The sequence below is a fragment of the Bradyrhizobium sp. NDS-1 genome (genome assembly GCF_032918005.1).
In the GTDB taxonomy this organism is placed as follows: Bacteria; Pseudomonadota; Alphaproteobacteria; order Rhizobiales; family Xanthobacteraceae; genus Bradyrhizobium; species Bradyrhizobium tunisiense.
In genome coordinates this window covers 3417092-3438378 of sequence record NZ_CP136628.1, presented here as the reverse complement: position 1 = coordinate 3438378, position 21287 = coordinate 3417092, and the positions used below count along the sequence as shown (strand labels likewise).

24 protein-coding genes are annotated in these 21287 nt (G+C 63.7%); 14 read left to right on the top strand and 10 right to left on the bottom strand.

The genetic code is table 11. The annotated features are described in order from the left end of the window. Positions 1–344: 344 nt before the first annotated feature. The 10 genes from rplL to RX330_RS16025 form a co-directional block, all read right to left on the bottom strand. Entirely contained in the window at positions 345–722 is a 378-nt protein-coding gene (gene rplL / locus RX330_RS16070; RefSeq protein WP_317243626.1) for a 50S ribosomal protein L7/L12, read from the bottom strand. 54 nt (positions 723–776) lie between these two features. Further along, entirely contained in the window at positions 777–1295 is a 519-nt protein-coding gene (gene rplJ / locus RX330_RS16065) for a 50S ribosomal protein L10 (protein ID WP_212092211.1), read from the bottom strand. Positions 1296–1875: 580 nt separating this feature from the next. Further along, a complete protein-coding gene (locus RX330_RS16060) occupies positions 1876–2829 on the bottom strand; it encodes a 2-hydroxyacid dehydrogenase (protein WP_317243625.1) in 954 nt (317 codons plus the stop codon). A 90-nt stretch (positions 2830–2919) separates the two neighbouring features. Continuing rightward, positions 2920–3612 carry a 50S ribosomal protein L1 gene (gene rplA, locus RX330_RS16055; RefSeq protein ID WP_317243624.1) on the bottom strand — a complete coding sequence of 231 codons (693 nt, stop codon included), beginning with the start codon at positions 3610–3612 and terminating at the stop codon, positions 2920–2922. 6 nt (positions 3613–3618) lie between these two features. Further along, entirely contained in the window at positions 3619–4047 is a 429-nt protein-coding gene (gene rplK / locus RX330_RS16050) for a 50S ribosomal protein L11 (RefSeq protein WP_006611824.1), read from the bottom strand. A 132-nt stretch (positions 4048–4179) separates the two neighbouring features. Then, entirely contained in the window at positions 4180–4734 is a 555-nt protein-coding gene (nusG, locus tag RX330_RS16045) for a transcription termination/antitermination protein NusG (RefSeq protein ID WP_007602985.1), read from the bottom strand. Next, positions 4734–4925: a preprotein translocase subunit SecE gene (gene secE, locus RX330_RS16040; RefSeq protein ID WP_007602984.1), complete on the bottom strand. Its 192-nt coding sequence runs from the start codon at positions 4923–4925 to the stop codon at positions 4734–4736. The genes nusG and secE overlap by 1 nt, the downstream gene beginning before the upstream one ends. 341 nt (positions 4926–5266) lie before the next feature. Then, positions 5267–6535 carry a class I SAM-dependent methyltransferase gene (locus RX330_RS16035; protein WP_212092213.1) on the bottom strand — a complete coding sequence of 423 codons (1269 nt, stop codon included), beginning with the start codon at positions 6533–6535 and terminating at the stop codon, positions 5267–5269. An 85-nt stretch (positions 6536–6620) separates the two neighbouring features. Continuing rightward, positions 6621–7637, bottom strand: a complete 1017-nt coding sequence (locus RX330_RS16030; protein WP_317243623.1) for a lysylphosphatidylglycerol synthase transmembrane domain-containing protein — start codon at positions 7635–7637, stop codon at positions 6621–6623. Positions 7638–7649: 12 nt separating this feature from the next. Then, positions 7650–8351, bottom strand: a complete 702-nt coding sequence (locus RX330_RS16025; RefSeq protein ID WP_317243622.1) for an SIS domain-containing protein — start codon at positions 8349–8351, stop codon at positions 7650–7652. Positions 8352–8402: 51 nt separating this feature from the next. On the opposite strand from RX330_RS16025, the gene RX330_RS16020 reads away from it, so the two are divergent. The 14 genes from RX330_RS16020 (at position 8403) to RX330_RS15955 (ending at position 21232) form a co-directional block, all read left to right on the top strand. Continuing rightward, the gene (locus RX330_RS16020; RefSeq protein WP_317243621.1) at positions 8403–9416 is read left to right on the top strand and encodes an SDR family oxidoreductase; all 1014 of its coding nucleotides are present in this window, start codon (positions 8403–8405) and stop codon (positions 9414–9416) included. 83 nt (positions 9417–9499) lie between these two features. Further along, positions 9500–11062, top strand: coding sequence for a PfkB family carbohydrate kinase (locus tag RX330_RS16015; protein WP_212092217.1), 1563 nt, complete (start codon positions 9500–9502; stop codon positions 11060–11062). A 27-nt stretch (positions 11063–11089) separates the two neighbouring features. Further along, positions 11090–12091: an NAD-dependent epimerase/dehydratase family protein gene (locus RX330_RS16010; RefSeq protein WP_212092218.1), complete on the top strand. Its 1002-nt coding sequence runs from the start codon at positions 11090–11092 to the stop codon at positions 12089–12091. A gap of 5 nt (positions 12092–12096) precedes the next feature. Further along, complete coding sequence (locus RX330_RS16005; protein ID WP_317243620.1) at positions 12097–12708, top strand: hypothetical protein; 612 nt, start codon at positions 12097–12099, stop codon at positions 12706–12708. Further along, positions 12705–13742: an aminoglycoside phosphotransferase family protein gene (locus tag RX330_RS16000; RefSeq protein WP_317243619.1), complete on the top strand. Its 1038-nt coding sequence runs from the start codon at positions 12705–12707 to the stop codon at positions 13740–13742. The genes RX330_RS16005 and RX330_RS16000 overlap by 4 nt, the downstream gene beginning before the upstream one ends. Next, on the top strand, positions 13717–14565 hold the full coding sequence (locus RX330_RS15995) for a transketolase (protein WP_317243618.1): 849 nt from the start codon (positions 13717–13719) through the stop codon (positions 14563–14565). Before RX330_RS16000 ends, RX330_RS15995 begins: the two co-directional genes overlap by 26 nt. Before the next feature lie 10 nt (positions 14566–14575). Further along, the gene (locus RX330_RS15990; RefSeq protein ID WP_212092222.1) at positions 14576–15535 is read left to right on the top strand and encodes a transketolase family protein; all 960 of its coding nucleotides are present in this window, start codon (positions 14576–14578) and stop codon (positions 15533–15535) included. Between the two features lie 8 nt (positions 15536–15543). Beyond that, complete coding sequence (locus RX330_RS15985) at positions 15544–16650, top strand: DegT/DnrJ/EryC1/StrS family aminotransferase (RefSeq protein ID WP_317243617.1); 1107 nt, start codon at positions 15544–15546, stop codon at positions 16648–16650. Continuing rightward, the gene (locus RX330_RS15980; protein ID WP_317243616.1) at positions 16640–17758 is read left to right on the top strand and encodes a DegT/DnrJ/EryC1/StrS family aminotransferase; all 1119 of its coding nucleotides are present in this window, start codon (positions 16640–16642) and stop codon (positions 17756–17758) included. Before RX330_RS15985 ends, RX330_RS15980 begins: the two co-directional genes overlap by 11 nt. Further along, positions 17755–18561 carry a sporadic carbohydrate cluster 2OG-Fe(II) oxygenase gene (locus tag RX330_RS15975; RefSeq protein WP_317243615.1) on the top strand — a complete coding sequence of 269 codons (807 nt, stop codon included), beginning with the start codon at positions 17755–17757 and terminating at the stop codon, positions 18559–18561. Before RX330_RS15980 ends, RX330_RS15975 begins: the two co-directional genes overlap by 4 nt. Then, on the top strand, positions 18554–18946 hold the full coding sequence (locus RX330_RS15970) for an LIC12192 family sporadic carbohydrate cluster protein (protein WP_212092226.1): 393 nt from the start codon (positions 18554–18556) through the stop codon (positions 18944–18946). The genes RX330_RS15975 and RX330_RS15970 overlap by 8 nt, the downstream gene beginning before the upstream one ends. Positions 18947–18971: 25 nt before the next feature. Further along, positions 18972–19637, top strand: a complete 666-nt coding sequence (locus RX330_RS15965) for a class I SAM-dependent methyltransferase (RefSeq protein ID WP_212092227.1) — start codon at positions 18972–18974, stop codon at positions 19635–19637. Continuing rightward, positions 19615–20193, top strand: coding sequence for a WbuC family cupin fold metalloprotein (locus RX330_RS15960; protein WP_212092228.1), 579 nt, complete (start codon positions 19615–19617; stop codon positions 20191–20193). Before RX330_RS15965 ends, RX330_RS15960 begins: the two co-directional genes overlap by 23 nt. Then, positions 20114–21232, top strand: coding sequence for a lysylphosphatidylglycerol synthase transmembrane domain-containing protein (locus RX330_RS15955; protein WP_249153793.1), 1119 nt, complete (start codon positions 20114–20116; stop codon positions 21230–21232). The genes RX330_RS15960 and RX330_RS15955 overlap by 80 nt, the downstream gene beginning before the upstream one ends. Positions 21233–21287: the final 55 nt, after the last annotated feature.

The following is a 21287-nucleotide window of genomic DNA, read 5'->3' as shown; positions in this document are numbered from 1 at the left end:
TCAGACCTTCAAAACGCAAAACGACGCGCGGGGCGCTGCTGCGCGCCCGCCCGTCACAACCATCGTCTTCACGGACTGCAAAAGCCCGAAATAGCTTGCTCTCCCAACGGCTTACAGGGAAATCCGGCATCCCTGCCCACCGCGCTTTCGTGCTGCCGACCCGATATGGGGCGACAATAATGCAGATTCGAGGGTGAAACCCGCAAATCCCCACACTTTTTCGTGTTTGGCCCGCGTCGGAACGTTCCGTCGCACGCCTTTTGCATCCGGCACGCCCCTTTGAGGGGCAAGCCAAGATCCCGGGCTTCGCTGACGCTCGCCCGGGATCTCGCAGCAAGCGCCGCTTACTTGAGCTCGACCTTCGCGCCAGCCTTCTCGAGCTGGATCTTGATCTTGTCGGCCTCTTCCTTGTTCACGCCTTCCTTGACAGGCTTCGGCGCGCCCTCGACGAGGTCCTTTGCTTCCTTCAGGCCCAGGCCGGTGATGGCGCGGACTTCCTTGATGACCTCGATCTTCTTGTCGCCGGCCGAGGCCAGGACAACCGTGAACTCGGTCTTCTCTTCAGCCGGAGCGGCGGCAGCGCCACCACCGGCCGGGCCGGCCACGGCGACGGCCGCGGCAGCCGAAACGCCCCACTTTTCTTCGAGGAGCTTCGCCAGTTCAGCAGCTTCGAGCACGGTGAGGCTCGAGAGGTCGTCAACGATCTTCTGCAAGTCAGCCATTGTTCAGTTTCCTTACGTGTAAGTCTGGTTCGGGTTTGAGTTTTGCGAAGGGCGTCAGGCCGCTTCGCCCTTTGAGGCATGAGCCTGGATGACGCGCGCGAGCTTGCCCGCGGGCGCATTGGCGAGCTGAGCGATCTTGGTCGCCGGGGCCACAAGCAGGCCGACGATCTTGGCGCGCAGTTCATCAAGCGACGGCAGCGAGGCAAGCGCCTTCACGCCGTCGACATTCAGGACGGTCTTCCCCATCGAGCCGCCGACGATGACGAACTTTTCGTTCGTCTTGGCGAATTCGATGGCGACCTTTGGCGCCGCTACCGGATCGTTCGAAGTGGCGATCACGGTCGGTCCCTTCAGCATGGGGCCGATGGCAACGACGTCAGTGCCTTCAAGAGCAATTTTGGCGAGACGGTTCTTCGAGACCTTCACCGAGGCACCAGCCTGCTTCATCTGCATGCGCAGCTTCTGCATCTGGGCAACGGTCAGGCCGGAATATTGAGCAACGACCGCGACGCTCGTGGTCTTGAAGACCTCATTGAGCTGTTCGACCGCCTCTTTTTTTGCCGCTCGTTCCACAGCAAGCTCTCTCCGGTTGGCGGTCATCGCGGGAAGCGGGACCGCCGGGTTGCACCCATCGTCCCACCCAAACCTGAACCTCGGGGGCAAATCCCCCCAGGACACGCCGGGCAAAACGACGATTCAAAGCCTGCCCTCCGGGAGCCCTTGGGCCCACGGCGTGTCGAGGTCCGAACCAGACCCGTTTCGCGAACCAGCCCTAAAGCTGGATGCGAAGTGAAATCCGGTCTTCACCCGTCTATGCAGGCCATGCAATTAAGCCATTGAGAAATCGAAATTCCTCGCGGGCGCCTGCAGTCTTGGACAGGACAAGGTCAGCCGGCGAACCGTCCGACCTCTGCCCGCATTCCACCAACCGACGGGTTTTCCTTCCTTTTCGGGCAAATCCTCGCGGACGTCCTGAAAAGGAATGATCTCCTGTCGTGTCGGGTTTTCTGAATGCGTGCACGAACACGCCAGCCGAGGCCGGCACGTCCGGAAGCGGCTCTTTAACCGCTCGGAGCCTGCTTGCCAAGAGCAAAATTCACACCAGTTCCAATCTGTTGCCGGCGGGGCTTGACCTGGGCCGATAAAGACCGATTCAGGCCGATTTGACCGCGTAGGGCAGCGGCTTGCCCTCGAAGAACGCGGTCAGGTTCGCCAGCACGCAGGCTTGCATGGCAACGTGCGATTCGAGCGTGTGACCGCCGATATGCGGGGCGAACACCACGTTGGAGAGCGCGGTCAGCGCATCGGGCGCGTGCGGTTCCGTCTCGAAGACGTCGAGGCCAGCGCCGGCGATGGTCTTCTCGGTCAGGGCCGCCACAAGGGCATTCTCGTCGATCACGGAACCGCGGGAGATGTTGACGACGTAGCCGTCCGCCCCGAGCCGCTTCAGGATGTCGGCGTTGACGACATGCTGGGTCTCGGCCCCCGCCCGCACCGCGACCATCAGCACGCTGCACCAGTCAGCCAGCGCCTCCAGCGACGGGAAATATTGATAGGGCAGATCGTATTTGCTCCGGCTGAAATAGCCGACCTCGCTCTCGAAAGCGGCGCAGCGCGCCGCGATCTTGCGGCCGATCTCGCCCATCCCGTAGACGCCGATGCGGCGGCCGGGCATCCCGGCCTGCGGGCGCATCATCGGAGATTGTTTCGAGGCGGCCCAGTCGCCACTGCGGACGTACCGGTCGGCGACCAGGATCCGCCGCGTCGTCGCCAGCATCAGGGTCATCGCGATATCGGCGACCGAGGCCGCATTGGCGCCGGGGCTGTGGCCGACCGCGATGTTGCGGCTGGCTGCCGCCTTCAGATCGACACCGTCATAGCCCGTGCCGTAGCAGACGATGGCGCCGAGCTTTGGGAAGAGATCCATCGCTTCCGCACCGAGCGGCGTGCCGCCCGCCGTCAACATCGCGCGGACCCCGCCGAGTTCGTCGGCCGAAAACACCTCCCTCGCGGGCTTGCCGCCGGTGTCGAGCAGATCGAACCGCTCGGCGAAGCGCGCCATCATCGACTTGGGAAAGCGCGAATAGATCAGGACCTTGTCAGCCATTGTTCTTGTTTCCGGTGAAAGCCTTCACAAACGACGAGGGGCGGAATCGGCTGCCCGATTCCGCCCCTCGCCGCATGCAATTTCCAAACCTCAGCCGAGAACGGTGCCCGGCTCGACCTTCACGCCCGGGCCCATCGTCGAGGACACGGCAACGCGCTGGATGTAGGTGCCCTTGGAGCCGGCCGGCTTGGCCTTGGTGACAGCGTCAGCCAGGGCCTTGATGTTCTCGACCAGCTTCTCCTCGGTGAACGAGGCCTTGCCGACGCCGGCCTGCAGGATGCCGGCCTTCTCGACGCGGAACTCGACCGAGCCGCCCTTGGCACCCTTCACCGCACCGGTGACGTCCATGGTCACGGTGCCGATCTTCGGGTTCGGCATCAGGCCGCGCGGGCCGAGCACCTTACCGAGGCGACCGACCAGCGGCATCATGTCGGGGGTGGCGATGCAGCGGTCGAAATCGATCGAGCCGTTCTGCACCTTCTCGACCAGGTCTTCGGCGCCGACGACGTCGGCACCCGCAGCCTTGGCCTCATCAGCCTTGGCACCACGGGCGAACACACCGACGCGGAGCGTACGGCCCGTGCCGTTCGGCAGGGTGACGACACCACGGACCATCTGGTCGGCGTGACGCGGATCAACGCCGAGGTTGATCGCGACCTCGATGGTCTCGTCGAACTTCGCTTTCGCGCGTTCCTTGACCATCTTGATGGCGTCCGCGAGCGGATAAAGCTTTTCGCGATCAACACCTTCGCGGGCTTTGTTCAAACGCTTTCCGATTGCCATAGCCGCTTACCCCGCCACTTCCAGACCCATCGAACGGGCAGAGCCCTCGACCATCTTCATGGCCGATTCGATCGAGTCGCAATTCAGATCCTTCATCTTCTTCTCGGCGATCTCGCGCACCTGCGCCTTGGTCACCTTGCCGGCCTTGTCACGGCCCGGCGCCTTCGAGCCGGACTGGATCTTGGCGGCCTGCTTGAGGAAGAACGACATCGGGGGCGTCTTCATCTCGAATGTGAACGAACGATCGGCGTAGATCGTGATCACGACGGGAATCGGGGTGTTCTTCTCTTCCTTCTGGGTCTGGGCGTTGAACGCCTTGCAGAACTCCATGATGTTGAGGCCGCGCTGACCGAGCGCGGGACCGATCGGGGGCGAAGGATTCGCCGCACCGGCCGGGACCTGAAGCTTCAGGTATCCGGTCACTTTCTTTGCCATGTATCACTCCTGTTGTGCCGGCATGGCCGGCGGTTTCAGGTTCGTGGTCTGGGTCGGATGCGGCTGGCAACCGCCCTCTCCCTCCCACGGCCTCTCTTTGCGCGAAGCTTTTCGGCTTCACGCGCGACCCGATCAGACCTTCTCGACCTGACCGAATTCCAGTTCGACCGGCGTGGCGCGGCCGAAGATCGACACCGCGACCTTCACGCGCGAGCGCGCCTCGTCGATTTCCTCGACGACACCCGAGAACGAGGCGAACGGGCCGTCGGCCACGCGCACGTTCTCGCCGATTTCAAACGACACCGACGCCTTCGGCCGTTCCACGCCCTCCTGCACCTGGTGCAGGATGCGCATGGCTTCGGCCTCCGAGATCGGCATCGGCTTGTTTTCGGCGCCGAGGAAGCCGGTGACCTTCGGCGTGTTCTTGATCAGATGAAACGCCTCGTCGGTCAGCTTCATCTTCACCAGCACGTAGCCCGGGAAGAACTTGCGCTCGGCGTCGATCTTGCGGCCGCGGCGCACTTCCGTGACCTTCTCGGTCGGCACCAGCACCAGCTCGAACAGCTCCTCGAGCCCGCGCTGCTTGGCCTGCTCGCGGATCGATTCGGCGACCTTCTTCTCGAAGTTCGAATAGGCGTGGACGATGTACCAGCGCTTGTCAGACAGTTGAGCGGTTGCTGTTGCCATCAGTGAATGCCCAGAAGGAAGGTGATGAGGACACGGATGATCTGGTCGGCGGCGAAGAAGAAGATCGAGGCCACGGCGACCATGACGAACACCATGATGGTGGTGATCGTGGTCTCGCGGCGGGTCGGCCAGGTGACCTTGGCCGTCTCCGAGCGCACTTCCTGCAAGAACTTGAACGGGCTGACTGCCATCGTTTTGATGTCCAACGTCCGTCGACAGACGCGATTGAATTTCAGGGATCCGAACAGCCGCCGTTGGCCCAGCCCTCTGTCGCGAAGGATGAGCCGGAAACCGGGCTCGATTGTTCGGGGATTTCAAAGCCGCGCCGGAGATCCGCGTCTAACGGGCCGGCTGCGAGTGCGGGGTATCTACTGCGGATGGGACCAAAGGTCAAGATAGCGGCGGGCCCGCCAAGCCCCCTGATCCGCACCAGGCTCCGGCAGATTCCAAGCGAATCAAAGCTTTACCGGTCCGATGATCTGCTGGTGCAGGGGCCAGCCTGGCGCCCTGCCCCTTGCCTGCCCAAACGCAGTCAGTCGGCCCGGTCGACCATCGAAATGCCCGGCAGCGGAACCACGAATTTTCCACCTTCGGCGAAATAGCGGGCGTGCTTGGCCCGGATCGGGTCGACATAGCGCCAGGCGAAGACAACGACGAATGCCGGCTTGCGCTCGTAAAGGGCGGCAGGCGGCAGGATCGGGATGTCGTAACCCGGGCCGGCCATCACGTTCCCCTTCTTGGGGTCGTCGTCCACGAGGAAGTCGATTTTGCTCTCCAGGCCGAACTGCGGCAGCAGAGTTGTGGTGCCGACGGAGACGCCGTAGCCGGCAACGAGCTGCCCGCGCGCATGGGCGGCATCGGCCATCGCGACCAACTCGTCGCGGATCGCGGCGATCCTCTTCACGTAGGGCGCATAATAGGCTGGCTGATCGACACCGAGCCGTTCTTCCTCGGCAACGAAGCGCGCGACCTCGGCCGACGGTTTCTTGGCACCGCCGGCGCGCTGCACCGTCACGCGGATCGAGCCACCCTTGGTCCAGATGTGCTGGACGTCGATCAGCTCCATGCCGAGCCGGGCAAAGAAACGGATCAGCGGCTTGATGTTAAAATACGACAGATGCTCGTGATAGACGGTGTCGAGCAGGTTCTTCTCGGTGACGTCGACGCCGTATTGCGTTTCGAAGACGAACAACCCGTCCGGCGCGAGCACGTCGCGAACCCCGATCACCAGCGGATCGAGATTGTCGACATTGGCGATCATGTTGTTGGCGATCACGACGCTCGCCGCACCATGGCTCTGCAAGATGCGGTGACCGATGGCATCGGTGAAGAAATCGCCGATGGTCTCGATCCCTGCCTCGGTCGCGCGCCGCGCGATGTCGACGGCGGGATCGACACCCAGCACCCGCATGCCGCGTTCTTTGAAGAAGCCGAGCAACGATCCGTCGTTGCTGCCGAGCTCGACGACCAGCGAGCCCGGCGCGATGCCGAAGCGGCTGACGACGTCGTTCGCATAGCCCGCGAAGTGCTCCCGCAGGCCGAGCGAGAGCGAGGTGGTGTAGACGTAGTTGCGGTATTGGATCTCGGGATTGCCGACATGGAGAATCTGCAGGTGACCGCAATCCCGGCACAGATGCAGCGCCATCGGCACCGCGGCCCGGAAGACGGGATCGTCGACGCTGGCGTCCGGGACCTGGAAGTTCGGCGTGCCGATGGGCATGCCTGCCATCGGGACGACCAGCTCCTGCTTGTCCGAATGACAGAGGCGGCAGGTTTGGCGGACGTAGAACAGATTTTTCATCGTGGAACCGAAAAATGAGATGCGCGGGCGGGTGAGGCAATCCCACCCTGTGAAAACCAGACCTGCAGCAAGGGGCTCAAACGGGTCATGGGTGGCTCGAGACTTCCTTTCCCAGCCCGTAGCTGGGAGCTTCCTCCGCCGCCTTGGCAGCCTTGTCCGCGGAATACGAGCCGCGCTCCGGACTTGCCAGCCAGATCGCACCGCCGACGAGCCCGATGATCACGCTGATGGCGCCCAGCAGGAGCGAAACCGACAGCGCTTCCTCGGAAGGCACGCCCGCCAGACCGAGGCAGGCGACCATCGCACCCTCGCGAACGCCCCAGCCGCTGATTGAGATCGGGACGGCCGTCAACAGCACCACCGGCGGAATCAGGACGACGGCGTCCAGCACCGAGAGCTGCGCTCCGACACCGCGCGCCAGGGCGTAGCAGGCGGCCGCGGTCACGAGATGAATGAGAAGCGCCGATCCGAACAGCAGAGCGCGGCGCTCGGACTGCAGCAGAAGAAATCTCACCAGTGCTCCGAACCGAACGAAGCTCGCGATCGCCGGATGCGCAATGAGGTGCTTGGGCAGACGGTCGAGCGTCAACAGGACCAAGGTACCGGCGACGCCTGCCAGAGTCAGCCCGCCGATGGCCAGGATCGCGGCCTGATTGGACACGCGAGACAGCAGCAACGGCAATCCGGCTACCATCAGCACGATCAACCCGATCAATGCCGTGAAACGGTCGGCCGCGACGCCCTTGACCGCCTCCGGCCACTGCACGCCACGCTGGCGCAGCAGCCACATCCGCACCGCATCCCCGCCGACCGACGACGGCAACACCTGATTGAACCAGAGGCTGATCATGAGGATGCGCCAGCCCGCGAGCCAGTCCAGCGACACGCCGAGCGCGCGCATGATCAGCGCCCACCGGCCGTTGAGCACGAAGGTCTGGAAGAAGATCAGCGCCAGCGCGAGGACGAACAGGAAAGGATCTACCGAGACGATATGGTTGCGCAACTGCTTCAGGTCGAGACCGCGCGCGATGTAGACCAGCACGGCGATCGACAGCAGCAGCTTTACCGAAAACAGGGCCGCCTGTTTGAACCGCGACTGCATCCGGTGCCCGCCTCAGGATGCCGGATATTCCGCGCGACCGATGACGAGGTCGATCGCGGCCATCATCCAGAACTGGTGCGTGGTCTCGACAATGTTGTAGCTGCGGCTGTCGACCCAGAAATTGACATCGCCGAGATTGCGCAGGGGATTGTCCACATTCATCCCCGACAGCGTGATCACATCAAGCTTCATCGTCTTCGCCTGCGCCACCGCATTGAGGATGTTCTTCGAGCGTCCCGACGAGCTGATCGCGACGAGGCAGTCGCCGGCACGGGCGTTCAGCCGCACGGCGTGCGCGATCCAAGCCTCGAACCCGTAATCATTGGCGAGGCACGACATCATGCTCGCGTCGCTGAAGCAGAGCGCAGGCACCGATGCGTTCTTCGCAAGATCGATCGCCAGATGAGAGGCGATGCCGGCCGAGCCGCCGTTACCGATGAAGATGACGCGGCCGCCCTGCTCGCGCGTGCGCAACCAGACGGCGCGCGTAGCCGAGATCGAGGCAAAAACGCCGTCGTCGACCGCCGTCGCGCGATGGAGGCGACCCACGTAATCGTCGAGAAAAGCCTTGTGATCGGGATCGACGGACTCGACAGGCATGGGCTGGCGGCTCGGCTGCAACATGACGCCCTGATACCGGCTATTACTAGGGATTGCAAAGGTATAATGCTTGCAAAATCGGCGAGCGGCTGATAGTCGGCTTTCGGGTTTCACTTAACATTGGCGGGCCTGTTTCGCTGGGCATTCGCGTCACGGATGTTCCCCATGAAATGCATTGTCACCGGTGGCGCAGGTTTCATCGGAAGTCACCTCGTCGATCGCCTCCTTGATGATGGCCACGAAGTCGTCGCGCTCGATAATTTCGTGATCGGCCGCCCCGAAAATCTGGCCTCGCGCGCCAATTCGAGCCAGTTGAAGGTCGTGCGGGCTGACGTCACCGACCTCGAATCCATCAAGCCGTATTTCCACGGTGTCGACTGGGTCTTCCACCTCGCGGCACTTGCCGACATCGTTCCCTCGATCGAGTCCCCGATCCCGTATCATCGCGCCAATGTCGACGGCACGGTCAACGTTCTCGAGGCGGCACGGCACGCTGGCGCCAAGCGCTTCGTCTACGCGGCATCCTCGTCCTGCTACGGTATTCCCGACGCCTATCCGACGCCCGAGAGCGCCGAGATCCGGCCGATGTATCCCTACGCGCTTACCAAGAATCTCGGCGAGCAGTGCGTCATGCACTGGTGCCAGGTCTACAAGCTGCCCGCGGTCGCGCTGCGCCTGTTCAACGTGTATGGGCCGCGCCATCGCACCACCGGCACTTACGGCGCCGTGTTCGGCGTGTTCATGGCGCAGAAGCTCGCCGGCAAGCCCTTCACGGTGGTCGGCGACGGCGAGCAGACGCGGGACTTCACCTTCGTCAGCGACGTCGCGGACGCCTTCGTGACCGCAGCGCGCTCCGATATTTCGCACGAGATATTTAACGTCGGCTCGGACAACACCTACAGCGTCAACCGGCTGGTCGAGCTTCTCGGCGGCGACAGGGTCCACATTCCCAAGCGTCCGGGCGAGCCCGATTGCACCTACGCCGACATCACCAAGATCAAGCGGGTCCTGAACTGGACGCCGAAGGTGAAGTTCGAGGACGGCGTTGCGACGATGCTGAAATCGATGGATCAGTACAAGGACGCTCCGCTGTGGACGGTCGACAAGATCGCCGACGCCACCAGGGACTGGTTCAAATATCTCGGTGACGACAAGAGCTCGCCGAAGGCAAGCTCTTGAACAGGCTCGCGGGATATCGTTGCTGCGAGTCGATCAATTTCGGGCCGGCCATCTGAGACCTGCCGGCGCTTTGGGTAATTCATATGGGTAATGCTCCAGACAAGCCGACCGGCCATCCGGCACCGCACGACAAGATCAAGTCGATCGAGGAGCTCGGCGAGGTTGCGCGCGCCGCGCAGGCCAAGGGCCTGACGGTCGCGCTCTGCCACGGCGTGTTCGATCTCGTGCACCTCGGCCACGTCCGGCACATCCTGGCGGCGCGCAACGAGGCCGACGTGGTCATCGTGACCATCACCGCCGACCGCTTCGTCAACAAGGGTCCGGGACGGCCGATCTTTCCGGAGAACATGCGCGCGGAGATGCTGGCCGCGCTCGGCACGGTCGACTGGGTCGGCATCAACCGGACCTCCAGCGCCGAGCCGGTCCTCGATACCGTGCGCCCCGACATCTACGTGAAGGGCTCGGATTACGAAAACCCCGAGGATGACGTCACCGGCAAGATCGCCACCGAACGCGAGGCGGTCGAACGTCATGGCGGGCGAGTCGTCTTCACGCGCGACGTGACGTTCAGCTCGTCGTCGCTGCTGAACCGCTACTTCGACATTTACGATCCACCTCTGCGCGACTACCTCCAGAAGGTGCGCGAAGGCGGCGGCGCCGAACGCCTGCTGAAGCTGATCGACAAGATCCAGGACATGCACGTCGTGCTGGTCGGCGATACCATCATCGACGAATACCAGTACGTCACGGCGCTCGGGAAGGCTTCGAAGGAGAACATCGTCGCGACGCTGTTCAGGAATGGCGAGCAATTTGCCGGCGGCGTCATTGCCGCGGCCAATCACGTGGCGAGCTTCTGCAAGTCGGTGGAGATCGTCACGACGCTGGGTGGCAACGACTACCCCGAAGAATTCATTCGCGCCCATGTCCGCCCGAATGTCACGCTCACGTCGATCCGCATTCAGGGCCGCCCTACGACGCGCAAATTGCGGTACGTCGAGATGGGCTATCTGCACAAGCTGTTCGAAGTCTACACCATGGACGACACGCCGCTGGACGAGACCACGCGCAGGGAGATCGACAAGGTCACAGCGGAACGCGTGCGCGGCGGGGACGTGGTCATCGTCACCGATTTCGGTCACGGGATGATCGCACCCAGCACGATCGACACGTTGATCGCGAACTCCAAGTTCCTGGCAGTCAACGCCCAGAGCAACAGCGGCAACCATGGCTACAATCTGATCACGAAGTATCCGCGGGCCGACTACGTCTGCATCGACGCGCCGGAAGCGCGCCTGGCCGCGACCGACAAATTCAACGATATCGCATCGGTGATCGAGGACGGCCTGCACGGCAAGATCGATTGCGACAACATGATCATCACGCACGGCTCCTTCGGCTGCTACCCCTTCTCGTCGAAGACAGGCGTCGCGCGCGTGCCCGCTTTCACCAAGACCGTGGTGGACACGGTCGGCGCCGGCGATGCCTTCCTGACGATTACGGCGCCGCTGGTGGCGGCCGGCGGCAATATCGAGGACGTCGCCTTCATCGGTAACGCGGCGGGCGCGATCAAGGTCGGCATCGTCGGTCACCGCAGCTCGGTCGAAAAGGCGCCGCTGGTCAAGTTTGTCACCGCGTTGTTGAAGTAGCGCGATAAAAGAATCTGGAGAACGACAGTGATTGATCAGAAATGGAATGTGATGGTCACCGGTGGCGCCGGCTATGTCGGCAGCGTGCTGGTTCCCCGGCTGCTGGCGGCCGGACACAAGGTCACCGTGCTCGACCTCTTCATGTACGGTGACGACGTCTTCAACGCCGTACGCGACAATCCGAACCTGCGCCTGATCAAGGGCGACATCCGCGACGAGGCCGCGATCAACGAGGCCCTGCGCGGCAACAACGCGGTGATCCACCTCGCCTGCATCTCCAACGATCCCTCGTTCGAGTTGGATCCGGGACTCGGCAAGTCCATCAACTACGACTGCTTCCGTCCGATGGTGCGCGCCGCGAAGAAGGCCGGCATCAAGCGCTTCATCTACGCTTCCTCGTCGAGCGTCTACGGCATCAAGGACGAGGCCGAGGTCACCGAGGAGCTGTCTTGCGAGCCGCTCACGGACTACTCCAAGTTCAAGGCGATGTGCGAGACCGACCTCGCCGACGAGGCCGCGTCCGGCTTCGTCACCTGCACGGTTCGTCCCGCCACGGTTTGCGGCTACGCACCGCGGCAGCGGCTCGACGTCGTCGTCAACATCCTGACCAACCTTGCGGTCAACACCGGCCGTATCCGCGTGTTCGGCGGAACGCAGAAGCGGCCCAATCTGCACATCGAGGACATGTCGGCGGCCTATCTGTTCCTGCTTCAGCAGGATGACGCGAAGATCGACGGCAAGATCTACAATATCGGCTACGAAAACCACTCGCTGATGAAGATCGCCGACATCGTCAAATCGGTGGTCGGAAGCAACGTCGACGTGGCCGTCGAGCCGACCGACGATCTGCGCTCCTACCATGTCTCCTCGGAGAAGATCCGCCGCGAGCTCGGATTTGCGCCGACGCACACCATCGAGCAGGCCGTGTCCGGACTGGTGGACGCCTTCAGGGCCGGCCGCCTGCCGAACTCGCTCAACGATCCCCGGTACTTCAACATCAAGATGATGCAGAACATCAGCATGAAGTGAGCGGCGTGCGGATCGGCATCGATTTCGACAACACGATCATCTGCTACGACAAGGTCTTTGCCGCCGTCGCGCGCCAGCGTGGGCTGGTGCCGGAGGGCTGGGTCGGGCTGAAGACCGATGTGCGGGATCTCTTGCGGTCCCGCGCGGGCGGCGAGCTTGCCTGGCAGGGGCTGCAAGGCTTCGTCTACGGCAAGGGCATTGGCGGCGCCGAGATCTATCCTGGAGTCCGCGAGTTTCTCGCAAGCTGCCGCAAGACCGGCGCGAGCGTCTACATCGTCAGTCACAAGACGCAGTTCGGCCATCAGGATCCCGAGCGCGTCGATCTGCGCGAGGCCGCGCGCGGCTGGCTGAAGGGCGCCGGCCTCATCGACGTCGCCGATGCCGCGCTGGCGGCGGGCGATGTCTATTTCGAGGACACGCTGGCAGCCAAGGTCGAGCGGCTCGCGAGCCTCAAGCTCGATATCTTCATTGACGATCTCGTCGACGTCTTCGAGCAACCGCATTTTCCGAGGGCGACGCGATCAATCCTGTTCACACAGTCGCGGCCGCCCCATCCCGGCCATTGCGAGCCGATCGCGACCTGGGCGGACATAAGCCGCGGAGTGTTCGCGCAATGAGCGAACCGGATTTGAGCGCGCAGGATGCGATCTCGATCGGCAGCCGCCTCGCCGGGGTACAGGTCGCGGCTGCCCAACCGGCACGGTCCGGCGGCAATAACCGAGTGTTTCGGCTGGAGATGACGGAGGGTTCGCCCCTCGCCCTCAAGCAATATCCGTCCGACGGGCGCGATCGCCTGGGACAGGAATATGACGCCTTGTCGTTTCTGTCGCGCCACGGCATCACATCGACACCGCGTCCGATCGCGAAGGACGCGGATGCATGCTGTGCGCTGTATCAATGGTTTGACGGCGAAGCGGCGGTGCTGCGCCCCCAGAACGGCGATGCCGATCAGCTGGCCGATTTCCTGATCGAATTGCAGAAGCTGCGCGAGGCCGAGGGCGCGCAGACTTTGCGGAACGCCTCAGCCAGCATCTTTTCGCCTGAGGAAGCCGTCGCCCAGTACGAGCAGCGCCTCGCCGGACTGAGACGGGCCTCGGACGATCATCCGGACCTGCGCGCGTTCATCGACCGCGACCTGGTTCCCAGCACTGCCGCCGCCATTCAACGGCTCCGTCGACGCTACGCGGAACTGGGCCGGGATCCCGCCGCGGACCTGGCACCCGCCCATCGCGCATTGAGCCCGTCGGATTTCGGATTGCACAACGCGCTACGCACCGAAGACGGCAGGCTGCGCTTCATCGACTTCGAATATTTCGGCTGGGACGATCCGGTCAAGCTCGTGTCCGACACCGCGATTCACCCGGGCAGCGATCTGCCGGAGGCCAGCGCGAACCGATTGATCGAACGGCTCTCGCACGCCTTCGAGGCTGGGGATGACGCGTTTGCGATCCGCCGTGACGTACTGTATCCTGTGTTCGGGGCGATTTGGTGCCTGATTGTCCTGAATGCTTATTTGCCGGAAAGCCGCTCCCGGCGCGCCCTGGCTGCGCAGGGTGGCGATCTGACGGTCCGCCTTGCCGGCCAGCTCGACAAAGCCCGCCGGCTCCATCAAACGATTTGCCAACGTGATCCAGATCTCACCCCACGCTGAAGCCGCCCTCACCTGCACGCTGGACGAGCGCAGTCTTTATTTGCGCCGCCTGGTCCTCGGTTCTGTCCGTTCGGCTGGACGCGGCCATGTCGGTCCGGCCTTGTCGCTGATCGAGATGGTGCGCGTGCTCTACGACGACGTGCTGCGGATTGATCCGAACAACCCGCGTGATCCCGATCGCGACCGCGCGATCCTCAGCAAGGGACACGGTTGTCTGGCGCTCTATGCGCTCCTCGCCGATCGCGGCTTCTTCCCGCTGTCGGAGCTGGACGGCTTTTGCGGCCCCGACAGTATCCTGGGCGGACATCCCGAATACGGCAAGGTGCCGGGCGTCGAGGCCTCGACCGGTGCGCTCGGACATGGTCTGTCGATCGGCGTCGGTCTCGCGCTCGCCGCGCGCATGCGCGAGCGCAGCTACCGGACCTTCGTCCTGCTCGGCGACGGCGAGATCAACGAGGGATCGGTGTGGGAAGCCGCGATGGGCGCGGCCAAGCACGGGCTCGACAATCTGGTCGCGATGATCGACTACAACAAGCTCCAGAGCTACGGCCCGACCGATTACGTCCTGCCGCTGGAGCCGCTCGCGGACAAATGGCGCAGCTTCGGCTTCGCCGTGCAGGAGATCAACGGCCACGACGTCGGTACCCTGCGCACCGTGCTGAAGCAGGTCCCGGCCGTTCCGGGCAAGCCCACCGCGATCATCTGCCATACCGTCAAGGGCAAGGGTCTGCCGGCCGCAGAATCCAACGCCGATTGGCATCACAAGAACAAGCTGACCGACAGCGAGCTCGACGCCATCCGCGTCGCCGTCGGCGATTTTTGATCGGCTCCCCATGCGCAACACCGCGATGAACATGGTCCACAAGCTCGCCACACGCGACGAGCGAGTTCTTTACATCGGCTCCGATCCCGGCGCCGGCACCTTGCGCGCGATGAGCAAGGAATTCCCCAAGCGCCATCTGATCGAGGGCATTTCGGAAGCGCACATCATCGGCATGTCGGCGGGTCTCGCGATGGAAGGCTTCGTGCCCTACGTCAACACCATCGCGACCTTCCTCACCCGCCGCTGCTACGAGCAGGTGGCGGTCGATCTCTGCCTGCACAACCTGCCGGTGCGGTTGATCGCCAATGGCGGCGGGCTCGTTTACGCACCGCTCGGCCCCACGCACCAGGCGATCGAGGACATCGCCATCATGCGGGCGCTGCCGAACATGACGGTGATCTGCCCGTGCGACGCCGACGAGGCCGCGCGCATGATGGACAAGACGCTCGACTGGACCGGACCGATCTATATCCGGCTCGGCAAGGGCGGCGACGCGATCGTCTCGAAGGCCGAGCACGGCTTCGAGATCGGCAAGGCCATCCTGATGCGGCCGCCCGGCGACGTCCTCATGGTGACGACCGGCATCATGCTTCAGCGCGCCATCGCTGCAGCCGACCTGCTGGCCGCGCAAGGCATTCGCGCCGGTATTTTGCACATGCACACCGTGAAGCCGCTCGACACCGAAGCGCTGCTGCAGGCGATCCGCGGCGTCAAGCTCCTGGCAACGCTGGAGGAGCACGTGCCCTCCGGCGGCCTCGGCAGCGCGGTTGCCGAGACGCTGATCGACAAGCTCGGTTCGGGCCTGCCGGCGATGCTGCGGCTGTCGCTGCCGGACCGCTTCATGCACAATTACGGCTCGCAGGACTCTCTGCTGAAGAAGCACGGACTTTCCGCGGCCGCGATCGCGACCTCGATCGAGCGCGCGCATGCCGCCTCGCACACCCCCTCTCCTCAACTCCATTCCACCTGACGGGTCACATGTACGACGTTCGATATTCCTATCTGCTCGAGCAATTTTCCGACCCCGCTCCGATCCTGGCCGAGATCGGCCGTCTGGTAGCGACCGGGGACTTCACCCTTGGCAAGCCGGTTGCCGAATTCGAGAAGCGCTTTGCCGAGCTGATCGGCGTGCGTCACGCCATCGGCGTCGGATCCGGTACCGATGCACTCAAGCTTCCGCTCAAGGCGCTCGGCATCGGCCATGGCGACGAGGTCATCACCGCCGCCAACACGTTCATCGCCACCGTCGGCGCGATCGCGGAAACCGGCGCGACGCCGGTGCTGGTCGACTGCGACGATTCCTTCTGCATGAATGTCGACCAGGTCGAGGCCGCCATCACTGCGAAGACCAAAGCGATCATGCCGGTCCAGTTGACCGGCGAGGTCACCGACATGGGCAAGCTGATGCCGATCGCGCAGCGACACAACCTGCCCGTCGTCGAGGATGCGTGCCAGGGCATCCTCTCCGAGTTTGCGGGCAAGCGCTCCGGCACCCACGGCATCGCGGCCGGCTTCTCCCTGCATCCGCTCAAGAACCTCAACGTCTGGGGCGATGCCGGCGTCGTCGTCACCAATGACGACGGCATGAACGAAAAACTCCGTCTGATCCGCAATCACGGCATGAAGAATCGCGACGAGATTGCGATCCTCGGCTGCAACTCGCGGCTCGATTCCCTGCAGGCCGTGGTCGGCAACTGGCTGATCGGCCAGACCAGCGAGATCACGCGGCGCCGGATCGAGAATGCGGCCTATTACGACGCCGGCCTTGCCGGTCTCCCCGGCCTGCGCGTCCCGCCGCGCCGGCCCAACGTGAAACACGTCTACCACCTCTACATGGTGTTCGCCGAGCGCCGCGACGAGCTCTACCAACATTGCCTGGACAACGGCATCGAGGCCAAGATCCATTATCCGATCCCGCTGTACCAGCAGGAAGGCCTCAGGCATCTCGGCTACGCGCCCGGCACCTTCCCGGTCACCGACCGCCACGCCAAGGAAGTCATCAGCTTCCCCGTCGACCAGCATTTGACGCGCGCCCAGCAGGATCGCGTCATCGAGACCGTCAGGAAGTTCTGCCATGGACGCTGACACCGGCCGCCGGCGCATCGGTTACGTCAATCTTCCCGCACAGTTCGAGGAAGAGCGCGCCGAGATCATGCAGGCGGTCGAGGGCGTGTTCCAGCGCGGCGATTTCATCGGCGGAGCCGCCGTTGGAAAACTCGAGGAGGAATTGTCCGCCTATCTCGGCTCGGCGCATGTCGTGACGCTGAATTCCGGCACCGACGCGCTGATCCTCGCCTTGCGGGCGCTCAATATCGGTCCCGGCGACGAGGTCATCACCCCGCCGAATTCGTTCGTGGCATCGACCGCCGCGATCGTCGCGGTCGGCGCGACGCCGGTGTTTGCGGACGTGCTGCCGGACCAGAACATCGATCCGGCCGCGGTCGAGGCTGCCGTCACGCCGCGCACCAAGGCGATCATGCCGGTGCATCTGACTGGGCGCATGGCCGACATGGCCCCGCTGATGGCGATCGCGGACAAGCACGCGCTCGCCGTGATCGAGGACAGCGCCCAGGCGGTCGGCTCGACCTATGACGGCCGAATGAGTGGCACCATCGGAACGTTCGGCTGCTTCTCCGCCCATCCCCTGAAGAATCTCAATGCCGCGGGCGATGCCGGCTTCCTCGTCACCGCGGACGCCGAGCTCGCCGCGCGAATCCGCCGGCTGCGCAATCACGGTCTGATCAACCGCAGCGACGTCCAGGAATGGGGCATCGTGTCACGGCTCGACACGTTGCAGGCGGAAGTGCTGCGCATTCGCCTGCGCAACCTGCCATCGGTGATCGAGCGCCGGCGGCGCAACGCCGCGCAATACCGCGCCGAGCTCGCAGGGCTCCCTCTGTTCATTCCGCCCTGCCGCAACATCGAGTTCAATACCTTCCATACCTTCGTGGTGCAGACCGACCGCCGTAACGACTTCCAGAAATTTCTTGCCGACAAGGGCATCGAGACCGCCATTCACTATCCGGTCCCGATCCACCTGCAGCCGGCGGCGGCGCATCTGGGCCACGGCCGCGGCGCGTTCCCCGTGACGGAACGACAGGCGGACCAGATCCTTACGCTTCCGATCAACCAGTTCCTGTCGGCCGCCGATATCAGCTATATCTGCGCGACCGCCCGGGAGTATTTTGCATGACGGATACGGACTTCCTTCAGGCTGACGAGCAGGCGCTGGCGCAGCGCTTCATCGACCACGGCTTCGTCACCACGCCGGCGGACGACCGCGCCGGCCTCGACCGGATCCAGCGGCGCACCGCCGAGCTTGCGGCGGACTATCTGAAGCTGCCGCACAGCAACGATCCCTACGCGATGCTCGACAGCATCCACACGCGGGTGAGCGTCGACGATCTCAACGGCCTGCGGCTGCACGTCTTCAACGGCCTCAACGCCGAGCCGTGGTTCCGGCCGACCTATTTCCGTCTGGCACGCTCGACGATCGAGACCATCGTCGGCAACGAGCTCTGCATGCAGCGCCGCGTCAATCTCAGCATCCAGATGCCCGGCGACGATTCCTCGCTGCTCGCCACCCATTCCGACGTCTGGTCGGGCGACTCGCCGTTCGAGGTCGTGGTGTGGGTGCCGCTGGTCGACGTCCACAGCACCAAGGCGATGTATCTGCTGCCGCCGTCGCTGAACGGTGACATGCAGGACCGGATGGCAAGCCTGCGAAGCGCCGAGGAGCTGTACAAGACGATCAAGCCGCACGCGACCTTCATCGAGATTCCCTACGGTCACGTGATGCTGTTCAATCAGACCCTGATGCACGGTAATCGCGTCAACGAGGAGCCCGGCACGCGCTGGAGCATGAATTGCCGCTTCAAGAGCATCATGTCGCCCTACGCGGACAAGCGCTTCGGCGAATTCTTCGAGCCGATCCTGCTGCGCCCGGCGACGCGGGTCGGCATGCAATACAAGCTGCCGGGGGGCTTCCATGGCTGAGCGAGCCGGACATCGCGGCTATATCGGCGCGCGGCCGCTGAACGGCAGCCGCACCCCGCAGCACGTCCAGAACATCGTGATTCGCGACTACGCGCGGCGGAAAAACCTGCAATTTCTGCTCAGCGCCGTCGAGCACATCATGCCCGGCAGCTACATGGTGCTCGAGGACATCCTGGACGAGCTGCCCCGCCTGAAGGGGTTGATCCTCTACAGCATCTTCATGTTGCCACCCGACGAGGCCCGGCGACGACAGATCTACGACCGCGTGCTGCGCGAAGGCTGCGACCTCCACGCAGCCGTCGAGGAGATCACGCTGTCATCGCAGAAGGACATCCAGGCCGTCGAGGACATCCTGCTGGTCAATAAATACGCGACCATCCTGTGACGATGCCGCGGACCGGTTCGGCGCCATGACCGAGATCAACCTGCTCCAGCCAATGCACGCATCGACCAGGCGGAACTACGTTCAGCGCGTGGTCGAGCACGACAAGGCGGAATCCGCCACTGTGGCGCGGCAGTGGGGGCGCGACTATTGGGACGGCGACCGGCGCTACGGCTATGGCGGCTATCGCTACGACGGACGCTGGCGTCCGCTCGCCCAGACCCTGATCGATCGCTACGGCATCAAGCCCGGAATGAGTGTGCTCGACGTCGGCTGCGGCAAGGGCTACCTGCTCTACGAATTCACCCAGCTCGTCCCCGACCTCACGGTCGCCGGCATCGACATTTCCGACTACGGCATCGCCAATGCCAAGGAGGAGGTGCGGCCGCTGTTGAAAGTCGGCAGCGCCGTGGAGCTCCCCTACCCCGATCACAGTTTCGATCTCGTGGTGTCGCTCGGCGTGCTGCACAACCTTCCGCTCGAGGACGTCTTCCGCGCGGTGCCTGAGATCGAGCGCGTCGGACGCGGCACCTCGAAATATCTGATGGTCGAATCCTTCCGCAACGAGCGCGAGAAGGCGAACCTCCTCTACTGGCAGCTCACTTGCCTGAGCTTCCACGGCCCGGAAACCTGGGCCTGGATCTACGACAAATGCGGGTACCGGGGCGACCATGGGTTCATCTTCTTCGAATGAGGCGACGAGCCCGCGCCGGCCGACGTCGCTGCGCGCGCAGAATCCCGAAGTCTATTATTCGGACGACGCCATCGTCACGGCCGATGACGCCACGATCGCGGAGCTGAAGCGCATCGCCGCCGGCAACCCGCGTCTACGCAGCCGGCTGTGCACGCATCCCGATCCCTCGTCCAGCCTGCACGAAATGCTGATCGTGCATCATCGCGAGGCGTATGTGCGGCCTCACAAGCATTTTGGCAAACCTGAATCGTTCCACGTCATCGAGGGCACCGCGCAGGTTGTGATCTTCGAGGACGACGGCGGCATTCGCCAGGTGCTCGAGATGGCGCCCTACGGCCAGGGCAAGCGCTGCTACTACCGCATGCCCGAACAGGTCTTTCACTCGATCCTGATCACCTCGGAGTGGCTGGTGTTTCACGAAACCACGGCCGGCCCGTTCGATCCCGCCCGCACCGCATTTCCCGACTGGGCCCCCGATGGCGGCGACGCCGCCGAGGTCCAGGACTACGTCACAAGGATTGCCACGCTCGCCACGGAGCATCTGGCGAGAAAATAGACTCCGGCCGCTATCGCTGCCCGACGATACCGCCGCGAATGATCGAGGACGACACCAGCCGATGAAGCCGCCTGCAAAAGCACTGCTTACTCTGGCGAAGTTCGCCGTCTCGATCGGAATCCTCGTATTATTGTTGCGGACCCAGGATTTGTCCTCCCTGCAAGCCGATCTTCTCGCCGTCAGACTGGACATGCTGGCGCTCGCGGTGCTGCTGCTGTTTGTCCAGACCTTCGTGCTTTGCCACCGCTGGATTCTGATCCTCCGCGCCATGCACGTGCCTCTGGATTGGCTGTCCGGCTGGCGCATTCTCATGGTCAGCACCTTCTTCAACCAGGTGCTGCCCGCAGGCGGTGACGCGGTTCGGATCTGGATGCTGCGGCGCCATGGCGTGCAATGGTCGCCGACCATCAGCAGCATCGTGGCCGATCGGTTTCTGGCGCTGCTGGCGCTGGGTGTCGTCATATTGGCAGGGATGCCGTTCCTGCTGCAACGGATCAGCGACAGGTCGCTCCTGTTCGCGATCATCGTCGTTCTCGTCATGGCGTGTTTCGGCCTGATCGCTCTGCTCATGCTGGACCGCTGGCCGCCTCGCATCATCGCCGCGCTGCCGGCCAGGATCGTGCAATTCGCGTTGCTGGTCAGGGCTCCGCTGGCGGCTGACGGGCGCGGAACGCTGATGGCGTCGGCCGTCATCATCCACCTGATCACGGTCGCAGCCTGTCAGGTCCTTGCGATCGGGCTCGACGCGCCACTCTCTGCGCTTGATGCGTTCGCTCTTGTTCCGCTTGTCATTCTGTCGTCCGCGGTTCCGATCTCGATCGGAGGATGGGGCGTGCGAGAAGGCGCAATGGTTGCCGCGCTCGGTCTCGCTGGAATCGCATCCGACAAGGCGCTTGCGATATCCGTCTTCCTGGGTCTTGGCGGCCTGATCATCGGGCTGGTTGGCGGGCTGGTATGGCTGATCGCCCCCGAGCGCACCAGCTTCAACCCCGACCAGGCGCGGGCCATCGCCGAACGAACTGATGTCGCGCCGGTCTAGCATGAGCAATCCTGGACAAGATCAAACGATGACGGCCGGCGAGTTGCGTATGCGC

Bases quoted from the DNA above. Each gene is read 5' to 3' on its own strand.
- rplA (WP_317243624.1), bottom strand. From the start codon at position 3,612: ATGGCAATCGGAAAGCGTTTGAACAAAGCCCGCGAAGGTGTTGATCGC.
- RX330_RS16020 (WP_317243621.1), top strand. From the start codon at position 8,403: ATGAAATGCATTGTCACCGGTGGCGCAGGTTTCATCGGAAGTCACCTC.
- RX330_RS15955 (WP_249153793.1), top strand. From the start codon at position 20,114: ATGGCGGCGACGCCGCCGAGGTCCAGGACTACGTCACAAGGATTGCCA.
- RX330_RS15980 (WP_317243616.1), top strand. From the start codon at position 16,640: ATGGACGCTGACACCGGCCGCCGGCGCATCGGTTACGTCAATCTTCCC.
- nusG (WP_007602985.1), bottom strand. From the start codon at position 4,734: ATGGCAACAGCAACCGCTCAACTGTCTGACAAGCGCTGGTACATCGTC.
- rplL (WP_317243626.1), bottom strand. From the start codon at position 722: ATGGCTGACTTGCAGAAGATCGTTGACGACCTCTCGAGCCTCACCGTG.
- rplK (WP_006611824.1), bottom strand. From the start codon at position 4,047: ATGGCAAAGAAAGTGACCGGATACCTGAAGCTTCAGGTCCCGGCCGGT.
- RX330_RS16000 (WP_317243619.1), top strand. From the start codon at position 12,705: ATGAGCGAACCGGATTTGAGCGCGCAGGATGCGATCTCGATCGGCAGC.
- RX330_RS15990 (WP_212092222.1), top strand. From the start codon at position 14,576: ATGCGCAACACCGCGATGAACATGGTCCACAAGCTCGCCACACGCGAC.
- RX330_RS15985 (WP_317243617.1), top strand. From the start codon at position 15,544: ATGTACGACGTTCGATATTCCTATCTGCTCGAGCAATTTTCCGACCCC.
- secE (WP_007602984.1), bottom strand. From the start codon at position 4,925: ATGGCAGTCAGCCCGTTCAAGTTCTTGCAGGAAGTGCGCTCGGAGACG.
- RX330_RS15960 (WP_212092228.1), top strand. From the start codon at position 19,615: ATGGGTTCATCTTCTTCGAATGAGGCGACGAGCCCGCGCCGGCCGACG.
- RX330_RS16035 (WP_212092213.1), bottom strand. From the start codon at position 6,535: ATGAAAAATCTGTTCTACGTCCGCCAAACCTGCCGCCTCTGTCATTCG.
- RX330_RS16015 (WP_212092217.1), top strand. From the start codon at position 9,500: ATGGGTAATGCTCCAGACAAGCCGACCGGCCATCCGGCACCGCACGAC.
- RX330_RS15970 (WP_212092226.1), top strand. From the start codon at position 18,554: ATGGCTGAGCGAGCCGGACATCGCGGCTATATCGGCGCGCGGCCGCTG.
- RX330_RS15965 (WP_212092227.1), top strand. From the start codon at position 18,972: ATGACCGAGATCAACCTGCTCCAGCCAATGCACGCATCGACCAGGCGG.
- RX330_RS16060 (WP_317243625.1), bottom strand. From the start codon at position 2,829: ATGGCTGACAAGGTCCTGATCTATTCGCGCTTTCCCAAGTCGATGATG.
- RX330_RS16030 (WP_317243623.1), bottom strand. From the start codon at position 7,637: ATGCAGTCGCGGTTCAAACAGGCGGCCCTGTTTTCGGTAAAGCTGCTG.
- RX330_RS15975 (WP_317243615.1), top strand. From the start codon at position 17,755: ATGACGGATACGGACTTCCTTCAGGCTGACGAGCAGGCGCTGGCGCAG.